Source organism: Oscillibacter sp. UBA6647 (assembly GCA_002455655.1).
In the GTDB taxonomy this organism is placed as follows: domain Bacteria; phylum Bacillota; class Clostridia; order Oscillospirales; family Oscillospiraceae; genus Oscillibacter.
On record DKLF01000094.1, the window covers coordinates 7,815 to 18,767 of the forward strand.

Annotated in this window: 15 protein-coding genes; 5 read left to right on the forward strand and 10 right to left on the reverse strand. The window is 58.5% G+C overall.

Going from position 1 to position 10,953, the window contains the following annotated elements; genetic code table 11:
• The 6 genes from B2W96_RS06635 to B2W96_RS06660 all read right to left on the reverse strand — a co-directional run.
• A partial coding sequence (locus tag B2W96_RS06635; protein WP_293009499.1) for a hypothetical protein occupies window positions 1-197 on the reverse strand: 197 nt, incomplete at its 3' end.
• 14 nt (window positions 198-211) lie between these two features.
• Complete coding sequence (locus tag B2W96_RS06640; RefSeq protein WP_293009500.1) at window positions 212-658, reverse strand: helix-turn-helix domain-containing protein; 447 nt, start codon at window positions 656-658, stop codon at window positions 212-214.
• Between the two features lie 185 nt (window positions 659-843).
• On the reverse strand, window positions 844-1,212 hold the full coding sequence (locus B2W96_RS06645) for a hypothetical protein (protein ID WP_293009501.1): 369 nt from the start codon (window positions 1,210-1,212) through the stop codon (window positions 844-846).
• Window positions 1,199-1,969, reverse strand: a complete 771-nt coding sequence (locus B2W96_RS06650; protein WP_293009502.1) for a hypothetical protein — start codon at window positions 1,967-1,969, stop codon at window positions 1,199-1,201. Before B2W96_RS06650 ends, B2W96_RS06645 begins: the two co-directional genes overlap by 14 nt.
• Before the next feature lie 34 nt (window positions 1,970-2,003).
• Entirely contained in the window at window positions 2,004-2,468 is a 465-nt protein-coding gene (locus B2W96_RS06655) for a hypothetical protein (protein ID WP_293009503.1), read from the reverse strand.
• Complete coding sequence (locus tag B2W96_RS06660) at window positions 2,455-2,967, reverse strand: RNA polymerase sigma factor (RefSeq protein WP_293009512.1); 513 nt, start codon at window positions 2,965-2,967, stop codon at window positions 2,455-2,457. Before B2W96_RS06660 ends, B2W96_RS06655 begins: the two co-directional genes overlap by 14 nt.
• Before the next feature lie 224 nt (window positions 2,968-3,191).
• On the opposite strand from B2W96_RS06660, the gene B2W96_RS06665 reads away from it, so the two are divergent.
• The 3 genes from B2W96_RS06665 to B2W96_RS06675 all read left to right on the forward strand — a co-directional run bounded on the left by B2W96_RS06665 (window position 3,192) and on the right by B2W96_RS06675 (window position 4,930).
• Window positions 3,192-3,677: a pyridoxamine 5'-phosphate oxidase family protein gene (locus tag B2W96_RS06665; protein WP_293009504.1), complete on the forward strand. Its 486-nt coding sequence runs from the start codon at window positions 3,192-3,194 to the stop codon at window positions 3,675-3,677.
• Between the two features lie 5 nt (window positions 3,678-3,682).
• Window positions 3,683-4,666, forward strand: a complete 984-nt coding sequence (locus tag B2W96_RS06670) for a tRNA dihydrouridine synthase (protein WP_293009513.1) — start codon at window positions 3,683-3,685, stop codon at window positions 4,664-4,666.
• 84 nt (window positions 4,667-4,750) lie between these two features.
• Entirely contained in the window at window positions 4,751-4,930 is a 180-nt protein-coding gene (locus B2W96_RS06675) for a hypothetical protein (RefSeq protein WP_293009505.1), read from the forward strand.
• Window positions 4,931-5,151: 221 nt separating this feature from the next.
• Here B2W96_RS06675 and B2W96_RS06680 read toward each other — a convergent pair whose 3' ends face one another.
• The 4 genes from B2W96_RS06680 to B2W96_RS06695 form a co-directional block, all read right to left on the reverse strand.
• Complete coding sequence (locus B2W96_RS06680; RefSeq protein WP_293009506.1) at window positions 5,152-5,310, reverse strand: hypothetical protein; 159 nt, start codon at window positions 5,308-5,310, stop codon at window positions 5,152-5,154.
• Window positions 5,311-5,348: 38 nt separating this feature from the next.
• Complete coding sequence (gene feoB, locus B2W96_RS06685; RefSeq protein WP_293009507.1) at window positions 5,349-7,349, reverse strand: ferrous iron transport protein B; 2,001 nt, start codon at window positions 7,347-7,349, stop codon at window positions 5,349-5,351.
• Window positions 7,346-7,573: a FeoA family protein gene (locus tag B2W96_RS06690; protein WP_293009508.1), complete on the reverse strand. Its 228-nt coding sequence runs from the start codon at window positions 7,571-7,573 to the stop codon at window positions 7,346-7,348. The genes feoB and B2W96_RS06690 overlap by 4 nt, the downstream gene beginning before the upstream one ends.
• A gap of 246 nt (window positions 7,574-7,819) precedes the next feature.
• Complete coding sequence (locus B2W96_RS06695) at window positions 7,820-8,665, reverse strand: BadF/BadG/BcrA/BcrD ATPase family protein (RefSeq protein ID WP_293009509.1); 846 nt, start codon at window positions 8,663-8,665, stop codon at window positions 7,820-7,822.
• Window positions 8,666-8,903: 238 nt separating this feature from the next.
• Between B2W96_RS06695 and B2W96_RS06700 the strand changes: the two genes are divergently transcribed.
• Window positions 8,904-10,328, forward strand: a complete 1,425-nt coding sequence (locus tag B2W96_RS06700; protein ID WP_293009510.1) for a nicotinate phosphoribosyltransferase — start codon at window positions 8,904-8,906, stop codon at window positions 10,326-10,328.
• 70 nt (window positions 10,329-10,398) lie between these two features.
• On the forward strand, window positions 10,399-10,953 hold a 555-nt coding region (locus tag B2W96_RS06705; protein ID WP_293009511.1), incomplete at its 3' end, for a PLDc N-terminal domain-containing protein.

Consider the following 10,953-nt stretch of genomic DNA (forward strand, 5'->3'; position numbering starts at 1 on the left):
TCTTTATCAAGATAAATCAGGATTTTTTCGGTGCCTGTCTCTTCGGAAGACACGTCGTACCAGTCGAAGGCCAGCAGGTAAAAGTCTGCAAACCCCTCAAATGCCTCCGTTTTTCCCTGCCGGAGATAATCCAGCACCTTTTTGTCCATCTGGTCCCGGACTTCGTCTACCCGGTCCAGAGGCAAGAGCTTTCGCATCGCCCGCGCTCCTTTTATCTGCCGCCCGCCTTGCGGGCTGCTTTTTCAATCAACGCCTGCCCCTCGCTTGAGCGGAGAACGTCCAGTACAGTGGCACGGAGAAGTTCCTGAAACTTTTTGCTGTTTAAAAACGCGTCGAACACCGAGCCGTCCTCGGCGGGAGCCGCCTTCTTCGCCGGGCGGACGGGTGCGGCTGCGGGAGCCGGGGCCGGCTCGTCCATAAACGCGCCGTCCATCCAGTCGGACATCTGGGTGCGGTCGTCGCTCTCGCCTCGCAGATAAAAGGCGGAGACGCCGAAATAGGAAGCCAGCTTCTGCTGCTGGTCTTGTGTGGGGGTCTGACGCCCGGTTTCAAATTTTTCCACGGCGGTTCGGGGAAGACCCAGAGCGGCGGAGAGCGCCGGGGCGCTGACGCCACGCTCGGCCCGGAGCTGCTGAATGCGCTGTGCCATCGTAATCATGAGACTGCCTCCTGCTTGTTTACTCATTATGCAGCAATTTTATCACGCTTGGAGCGCCGTGACAATCATTTTTCCCAAATTGCCTTGGCAAAATCCGCAGGTGAACGCCGAAAAAAACCCGTGCGGCCTGTATAAAGACCGCACGGGTTCGGAGGGCTTTTTCAAGCGCCGTCGGAACGGAATGCTTACCAGTGGATAACTTCATCCTGAAAGTGAAGCATGGCCCACGAGGCGAAGAACACGCCCAGCGCCAGCAGTACCAGAAAAAAGCTCAGCAGCATCCCCAGCCAGTCGTATTTGATGCGCCCCGCCTTTCGAGAGGAGAGAAGGACTTCAGTTCCCAGCAGAATCAACACGAGCGGGGAGAACCGCAGGAAAACCCGCAGATCCAGCGCGGGATAAAACAGCGCCGCCGTCATGGCAAGGCCCGCCGCCACCAGCGTTACGCCGAAGGTGAACGTTCCCACCCGACGCTCCCGGGGGGAGACGGGCTTTGGCGCAGGGATGGGACCTGATTCTGCCGCAGGGGCATTTGCAAGATTATTTTCCGTCATTATGCGTGTCCTCCTCTTCAATGGAATCGCGGCGTTCCTCTTTGTCGATACCGCTCTCCCATGGGGCAGGTTTGCCAACCTCCGCTCCGGCGGCCTTTTCATGGCGGAGAATGCGGGACACTTCATCGGAAACCGCCCGGTATTCCGGGGCGCGGCTTTCGGCGCTGTCGGAAGCGGCAGCGGGGTTTGGCGCCGCTTTTTCCTCCGCCGCGTCGCAGGGAGGGGTGAAGCCGGTGAAGCCGTCGTCCTCGGGGCGTGGCTTCGGGCCCCGGATAAACCATACCCCAAGAGCGATAATCAGCAGGAAGAGGACTAGCTGGGGCATCTGGTAAGTCAGCCAGTGTAGATTTATGCCGAACTGCTCTGAGAAAAAGTCGAAGATAGGACGTGCCGCCATCCCCCACATACCGTATAGCCCCGCAAGCACCAGCACCCAGCCCACCAGACTGTGCCGCTTCGCCAAAAGACGGGAAAACTGTTCCCCGTCCATGAGGGAGATGCCGAGAGGGTAGGCGTCCGGCTCCGCTTCGTCGTTTTGCAAAGCGCGGGAGAGGTTATAGGTGTCAAAAAAAGAATACAGCCACAAAACAGGCAGCGCCAGCGCGAGCTGCCCGAAATACAGCCAGGTGGCAAGGCCGATAATCACAGCGAACAGGGACATGAGAGACAGTCCACGCTTCATGTAGCCCTGATACATCTGCCCGCAGCCGGGGATGCAAGCGGATAAAAACAGCAGAAACGGATTTTTACGGGTCATGAAAAAGCCCTCCTTAAATTTGGGATTGGTTTATTTAATTTCCGGCTCTTCCGCCAAAGGAGAACAGCTCGTTAAGTCGCGAAAGGCTGTCGCCTATGGTTCTGTCAAGCTGTTGCGCTTGCTGGGGAAAATCTGCTTGACGGAGGGCGGAGAGGGCGGAGTCCGACCATGCGGCGGAGCTTGTGACCAGCCCGCCGAAGACGTTGAAGCTCCACAAACTGGCGACGATGGCAATGGCGGCGGCGGCAGTGGCAAACCGACCGGCAAGCTCCCGGTTGCTGCGGCGGCGAATCCGCGGCCACAGCGTATTTTGACAGGAATGCGCGGGAGCCAGCAGTGCATCGCGGGGCAGGCGCTCCACGGAACGCAGAAGACACGTGTCGCAGAAGTCCAGATGCTCCGCAATTTCCAGCCGATCAAGCTCAGTGAGCGGTCCGCCGGACAAAAATGCTTGCAGGGCATCGTCCGTCAGATGCCCGCCGGAATCAAATGTATTCATGGGACGACCTCCTGTTCCACTGTTCCTGAATCAGCAGCTTTCCCCGGGAAATCTGGGTGCGGACGGTTTTCACCGGCCTGCCCAGGCATTGTGCGGTTTCCTCGGGCGTGCGCTCCTGTAAAAGATGGAGAACGCACACCTGACGGTAAGGCTCCCGGAGATTTTCGATAATATGTGTCATGGCGGCCTGCTCGCTGTTTGCGATGGCCAACTCCTCCGCAGGGGGAGACAGGCCGGGCGGGATGAACTCATCGCCGGGGAGAAGGGTGTGGCGGGCGTAGGCGTTTTGGAGGTGGTCTTTCGCCTTATTCACGGCAATTCTGGCCAGCCACTGCCGCTCAAAGCCCGCCGGGCAGCGATCCCGGTGGGCATAGGCGGAGAGGAAGGTTTCCTGCGTCAAGTCCTCCGCTGCCGCTCCGTCCCGCACCAGACGGTGGCAAACGGTGTAGACCAGCCGTTCATAGTCCGCCACCAGCGCGGTAAATTCCTGATTTGTCATGATATGCACACCGGCGGACACCTCCCTTGCGTCTGATGATAATACGGCGTGAAGGAATAAAATGCTTCAACTTTTTAAAAATTTATCAATTATTTTACAGGAATCGGCCCCGCATGACACCCCGGAGCATGGCCCTTGCGCCGCTTGACGGCGGTCAGGAAAGCTGATAGACTAGACTGCGAAAATTTACCGCGAAAAACGCGGGACGGGAAAGAGGGATTGTCATGCATGAGATGCGCAGAAAGGACCGTCAGGTGACGGATCGGGCGGAAATCCATCGGGTTCTGGACGAGTGCGAGGTGTGCCGTGTAGGCTTTTTCGACGGGGAAGAGGTCTACATTGTTCCTCTGAACTTCGGCTATGAGGAGAAGGACGGCAAGCTGACCTTTTATTTCCACTCCGCCGGCCAGGGACGTAAGGTGGAACTCCTTGCCAGAGGGGAAAAGGCGGGCTTTGAGCTGGATTGCGGACATCAGGTGGTGCCGGGGGAGAAGGCTTGCAACTACACGGCGATGTATAAGAGCGTGATCGGCACGGGACGGACCTATGAGGTTATGGATGATGCAGACAAGCTGCACGCCATGCAGTGCCTGATGGCCCACTATACCGACAAAACCGGGGAAAAGCCGGAGCTCCCCCCCGAGGCCCTGAAACGGGTGCGGATGTTCGCTCTGGAGGCGGAGGAGCTGAGCTGCAAGGAACACCTGTGATAGAGATGCTGCGCATTGAGTCCGCGCCGCTGGAGGGAATCTCCACATGGCTGTTCCGCAAAACGCATCAGCAGATGTTCGGTGGGGCGGACCGGTATTTCACGCCCTTTTTCTCTCCCACGCCGGAACGGAAGCTGACCACGAAGGAGCTGCGGGACCTTTCTCCTGAAAATAATATCGGTGTTCCCGTCGTGCCGCAGATCATGGCGAAGCGGGCGGAGGATTTTCTCTGGGCGGCGGAGGAGGCGCGGGAGCTGGGCTTTGACGAGGTAAACCTGAATCTTGGCTGCCCCTCCGGCACTGTGACGGCGAAGGGCAAGGGTGCGGGGTTTCTCCTCCGCCCGGAAGAGCTGGACGCATTTTTTGAAGAGGTGTTTAAAAGCGTCTGTCTGCCGGTTTCGGTGAAGACCCGCATCGGCTATCACGACCCGGCGGAATTTGGAAGGCTCTTGGAAATTTTTAACCGCTATCCCATTCAAGAGCTGATGATCCATCCTCGCCTGCGTGGGCAGTTTTACAGGGGAGAGGTGCATCTTGACGCGTTTGCCGAGGCGCTTGCTGCCAGCCGCCTTCCTGTGACCTATAACGGCGATCTGGTGACGCAGGAGGATGTGGCGGCATTTTCCCGGCGTTTTCCCGCCGTGAACACGCTGATGATTGGGCGGGGAATCATTGCGGACCCGGCCTTGCCCCGCAAGCTTCGGGGCGGCCCCCCCGCCAATCGGGAGGAGATATGCACCTACGTCCGGACGCTCTACGAGGGGTATCGAACGGCTTACGGCTATCCCGGCTTCGCGGCCCAGCGGATGAAAGAACTGTGGTTTTACCTCATCAACCTGTTTGAGGATGGAGACAAATACGCCAAGAAGCTGCGCCGGGTGGGCAACGCGGCGGAATATGAGCATCTGGAAGCGGGGATTTTCAGAGATCTGGAGCTGTTGTCCCAACCCCGTAAGCCCTTGGACGGAACAGGGCAGGGAAAAACATAGCCGACCGCAGGCTGTGTTTAGAGAACAGCCTTTGGCGCGCATGATTTTTCTCCTGCCGGGAAAACTTCTCCAGAGGTGATGCGAATGGATACCAATGAGCTGCCCCTTGGCATGGGGATGGCGCTGGCGCAGGACGTGGCCGCCATGGAGCGCTTCTCTGCCTTACCCGAGGCGGAAAAGCAGTCCCTGATTAACGGTGCCCGGGCCGTCCGGTCCGGCCCGGAGATGCGGGCATATCTGCAAACCACGCTGCGCGGGGAATAGCGCACAAGGCTCCCGGGGGCGTTTCGTCCCCGGGAGCCTTACTTTGCGTGGAAAGCTTGAAAGAGAATCGCAAAATTTCCGATGTCGGTCTTAGCTGTCACACGCTGCGAAGCACCTTGTAAGTCTGCGCAGGAAGGGGACTGTGCTGCATAAAACTTTTTGTAAACAGGGCTGCGAAGGCCGAATAAGGTGAAAATGAGCGCAAGCAGGACGGCAGAAGGTCAGGGCTTTTGGTTGTTGCAGTCGTCGCAGTTGTCGCTGCGGCCACAGCGGTCGCAGCAGCCGTCGCACCCGGCACAGCCGCCCTTATGCCGATGCCGGAAGCGGAGCGCCGCCGCAAGCCAGAGTGCCAGCGCCAGAAGAATCAAAAATTCCAGCATAAACCGCCCTCCTCGAAAAATTTGCGGAGCGCTGCGTTTCAAAGCAGCAGGACCAGCCGGTAAACCACAAAGGCCGCCAGCCACGCCACGGCGCACTGTCCCACAGCCACCTCCGCCGCCTTCCAACCGGAACCAAGTTCCCGTCGAACGGCAGAAATCGCCGCAACGCAAGGAGTATAAAGCAATGTAAAGGTTAAAAAGCTGACCGCGGAAGCGGTGGTGAACAGTCCGCCCAAGGCCTCGGCAACATTGCCCGCCGCCCCGGTAAGCACGCCCAACGTGGACACAACAGATTCCTTGGCGATAAAGCCGGTGACCAGCGCGGTGGATACCCGCCAGTCCGCAAAGCCCAGCGGGGCAAACAGGGGAGAGAGCACCGCCCCCGTCAGAGCCAGAAGACTGTCCGCGCTGTCGTCCACCACGTTGAACCGCACGTCAAAGGTCTGGAGAAACCAGACAACGAGGGTGGCGATAAAAATGACGGTAAAGGCCCTTTCCAAAAAATCCTTTGCCTTGTCCCAGCAAAGCCGCCCAACGCTTTGAAGCGAGGGGAAACGGTAGTTGGGAAGCTCCATGACGAAGGGGACGGGGTTGCCCCGAAACACCGTGCCGCCCAAAAGCTTTGCCGCCAAAATGCCCGCCAGAATGCCCATCAGATACAGCGAAGACATTACAAGCCCGCCCTTTCCGGGGAAAAAGGCGGCGGTAAACACGCCGTAAATGGGGATTTTCGCAGAGCAGCTCATGAAGGGGGTCAGCAGAATTGTCATCTGCCTGTCCCGTTCGGAGGCCAGCGTCCGGGTGGCCATAATGGCGGGGACGGAGCAGCCGAAGCCCACCAGCATGGGCACGATGCTGCGGCCCGACAGGCCGATTTTCCGAAGAAGCTGGTCCATGACGAAGGCTACCCGGGCCATATACCCTGTGTCCTCCAGAATGGAGAGAAAGAAAAACAGCACCACGATAATGGGCAGGAAGGACAGCACGCTCCCCACTCCGGCAAACACCCCGTCGATCACCAGAGAGTGAACCACGGGATTCAGGTCGTACTGCGTCAGCGTTCGGTCCACGATGGAGGCCAGCGCGTCGATGCCCATTGCCAGAAGGTTGGAAAGGACCGCGCCCAAGACGTTGAAGGTGAGATAAAAAATAGACAGCATCACGCCGAAAAAGATGGGCAGCGCCCAAATCCGGTGGGTGAGCACCCGGTCAATTCGCTGGCTTCTTGCCCGCTCGGCAGATTGAGAAGGCTTTACCACCGTGTCGCGGCAGACCCGCTCAATAAACTCATAGCGCATGTCGGCAAGAGCTGCGTTGCGGTCCATGCCGCGCTCCGTCTCCATTTCCGTGATGCTGTGCTCAATCAGCTCCAGCTCGTTCTGGTCCAGCTCCAGCCGCACGGCGAAGTCTGAATCGCCCTCGATCAGCTTGGTGGCGGCGAAACGGACGGAGATGCGGGCGGCCTGCGCATGGTCCTCGATTTGATGGGCCACCGCGTGGATGCAGCGGTGGACGGGGCCGGGAGGACAAAAATCCTTGACGGCGGGAAGTGTACGGCGCTTGGCGGTTTGCACCGCCGCGTCCACAAGCTCGCTCACGCCCTCGTTTTTCACGGCGGAAATGGGAACCACCGGAATGCCCAAGGCTTTGGACATGCCTGCCACATTGACGGTGCCGCCATTTTTGCGCACCTCGTCCATCATGTTCAGCGCCAGAACCATGGGAATCTGCATTTCCATAAGCTGAAGCGTTAAGTACAAATTTCGCTCAATATTGGATGCATCCACGATGTTGATGATGCAGTCGGGCCGCTCTCCCAGAATGAAGTCCCGGGTGACAATCTCCTCCGGCGTGTAGGGCCGAATGGAATAGATGCCCGGCAAATCCACCACCGTGCAGTCCTTCTCTCCCCGAATAATCCCGGATTTCTGGTCCACCGTCACGCCGGGAAAATTGCCAACGTGCTGGTTGGAGCCGGTGAGTTGATTAAACAGCGTGGTTTTACCGCAGTTTTGATTTCCTGCTAAAGCAAAGATCATGGCATGACCTCCACTTCGATGTTCCGGGCGTCCTCCCGGCGCAGGGACAGGGAGTAGCCCCGTACCAACAGCTCCATAGGGTCCCCCAGAGGGGCCACCCGCTCAATCCGCACCACGGTTTTCGGAATCAGCCCCATGTCCAGCAGGCGGCACCGCAGCGCGCCCTGTCCGCCCACGGCGGTAATGACGGCCCTTTGGCCGATGGGTAAGGTATCCAACTGCATCTTATACGCGTCCCTTCGACGTAATTCGGTTCTAGAGTTAGTAAACGGTAACTCTGTAAGGTTAGAGTAGCATAACGCCGCCCACCTGTCAAACCCCGGCTTGTGAAAAATGCACTTAAATTTGCCGCCCGGATTTGTGAAAAACAGCAGAGCCGGGCCATGTTCAAGCGCAAAAAAGCGCGGGGGCCAAAAGGCCTCCGCGCCGGAGACGATTAAGGAAGATTGTGGAACATCCAAGGAAAAGCGTCAGTCCAAACTGCCGAAGCTTTTTTGCTTGATACTGCACAGCGCCGCGCCGATGGCGGTTGCAAAGGTGGCGTTTTCGGGAATGATATAGCGGATGCCGTACAGCTTTTCAAATACCTGAAAGGCAGGCTCCGCCTGATCCAGCGTGGTCATGGAGCCGGTGAGAATGACGGTGTCCGTCCCGCAGCAGCGGCAGGCCAGCACCGTCATGGTGCCGATGGCCTGAAGCACCAGATTCACCGTCCCGGCGGCAAGGTCCGCGGGAGAGGCGTCCTCGGCCAGATTTCCGAAGTTTGCGGCGGTCATGTCCGGATGCAGGGTTTTGGCGGCCTCTGTGACGATATCCGCGATGCGCAAGTCCACGTGGGAGAGGTCCCCGCCGACGGCCAGCTTCTTGATCTGGCCGAACCGCTCCACGCCCACCAGCTTGCGGCAAAGGCCGCCCAAAGTGCCGCCGCCGATGCCGCTGCCGCACAGGTGCTCTACCTTTCCGTCCTTTGCCCAGAGAAAGGCCGTGCCGGTGCCCATGGTTGCCACCACGCCCTCTGACTGGCCGGAGAGCGCCAGTGCCCCGGTGCCGCTGGCGGTAAATTCGTCCACCCGGCAGGTGGGGATGCCGTGGATATCCTCCTGCACATAGGAAGCGCCCACGCCGGTGAGCACAATCTGCTGCACATCGTCCAGCCACATGTGGTTGCTGACAAGATAGTTTCCCAGCGCTCCGAATAACGACGTAAGCTGGTCCTCTGCCCGGACGCGGAGCATGGATATTACGGTTCCCTGCTCGTCCAGACCCACAACCTTTGTGGTGGAGCCGCCGATATCGATTCCCAGAATCAGGCCCATGCCTCTGGCTCCTTTCAAATGCGGACGCGGCGCGCGGTCATATGCCCGCCATTATAAAATATGCTTGTATCATAGGGGAGAAGCGCGGGATTGTCAATTCAAAGAGTCGACAAACTTTTGAGGAAAAATGCGGAAAACATTGCTTTCCCCGGCAGGGAGCGCTATAATCTATGCAATTACCTCCGTTTTTGACGGAGTACGTTTGAGGTGCGATATGAGCGTCCGCGGGAAACTCAATATGTCCATGCTTTGTGACTTCTATGAGCTGACCATGGGAAACGGGTACTTTGAAACGGGCTTTCAGGACCGGATTACCTATTTCGATGTGTTTTTCCGTAGCGTGCCGGATCAGGGCGGATTTGCTCTGGCGGCGGGACTGGATCAGGTGATCGAATACATCGAGGACCTGCATTTTTCAGAGGAGGACCTTCATTATCTCCGGGGACGGAAGCTGTTTTCTGAGTCTTTTCTGAACTATTTGAAGCACTTTCGCTTCACCGGCGATTTGTACGCCATCCCGGAGGGAACTCCAATTTTTCCGCAGGAGCCGCTGATTACCGTCCGGGCCCCTGCCATTCAGGCCCAGCTCATCGAGACGTTTTTGCTGTTGGCTGTGAACCACCAGAGTCTGGTTGCCACCAAGGCAAACCGCATTGTCCGCGCTGCCAAGGGGCGCACGGTGCTGGAGTTTGGCTCTCGCCGCGCGCAGGGGACGGACGGCGCCATCACCGGCGCACGGGCCGCCTATATCGGCGGCTGCGGGGGAACGGCCTGCGCCATTGCCGACCAGATTTACGGCGTTCCCGCCGGGGGGACCATGGCCCATGCATGGGTCCAGATGTTTGACAGCCAGTATGAGGCGTTTCAGACTTACTGCCGCCTTTATCCCAATAATGCAACGCTGCTGGTGGACACCTACAACACGCTCAAATCCGGCGTGCCGGACGCGATCCGGGCCTTTAACGAGGTGCTGCGGCCCTTGGGTATCCAAAAATGCGGCATTCGGCTGGATTCCGGCGACATGGCGTATCTCACACGGGAGGCCCGCAAGATGCTGGACGACGCGGGCTGGCCGGGCTGCGAGATTTCCGTGTCCAACGCGCTGGACGAGTATCTGATTCAGGATTTGGTGCAGCAGGGGGCCAAAATCGACATGTTCGGCGTGGGCGAGCGGCTGATTACAGCCCGCAGCGAGCCGGTGTTCGGCGGGGTGTACAAGCTGGCGGCGGTGGAGGACAAGGAGGGGAACATCCTTCCCAAAATCAAGGTCAGCGAGAATATCGCAAAGATTACGATTCCCCATTTTAAGAAGACCTATCGGCTGTACGACCGGGCCACCGGGAAGGCGGAAGCGGACTATATCTGTCTTCACGACGAGGTTTTGGACGACACAAAACCCTTGGAGCTGTTTGACCCGATGGCCACATGGAAGCGGAAAACTTTGACGAATTTTACTGCCCGGGAGTTGCAGGAACCGATTTATCTGGGAGGAAAGCTGGTGTACCGCCAGCCGGAGCTGGGGGATATCCGGGCATACTGTGCCCAGCAGGTGGACACGCTGTGGGACGAGGTGAAGCGGTTCGACTATCCCCATAAATATTATGTGGACCTGTCCCGGAAGGTATGGGACATCCAGCACGACCTGCTGAAGCAGAGCAGATGAGGCCGACGGGGATCGGCACAGCGGTACGCCGCCAAGGCGAGACGCCGGATTGACAGGAAGGGAGCGGTTTATGCGCCGGACAGGAGACAGACAGGCACGCAGCCAGAGAATTGAGCGGCGCATTTCCGCCGTGTCCAGCATTGCCATGTGCGTGCTCACGGTGTTGGTGCAGATTGTGGTGACGCTGCTGCTGACGCGGCTTTTGAAGGAGCATGCCAGCCTTGCCTATGCGATTTTGGAGCTGATAGGCGTGGTGATGGCTGTGAGCGTGTTTCTCCGCTCCGGAAGCCCCAGCTATAAGCTTAGCTGGCTGTGCCTGCTGCTGGTGCTGCCGGTGTCCGGTATGCTGCTGTTCTTTCTGTGGGGCGGCACCCATCAGGCAAAGACCTTGAGCCTGAAAAAGGTTCCGCCGCCTGCCGAGCGGGAGAGCGCCCGCCGCCAAAGCGAAAACAACGTGGCGAAGCTCACCCGGAAGGACGCGGCCATGGGCCGCGTGGCGGCCTATCTCCAAAAGCGGGACTTTCTGCTTTACAACAGGACTTCCGCCAAATATTTTGGCGACGGTATGGAATTTTTTGACGATCTGATTGCCCATATCCAGCAGGCGGAGACGTATATCTTTCTG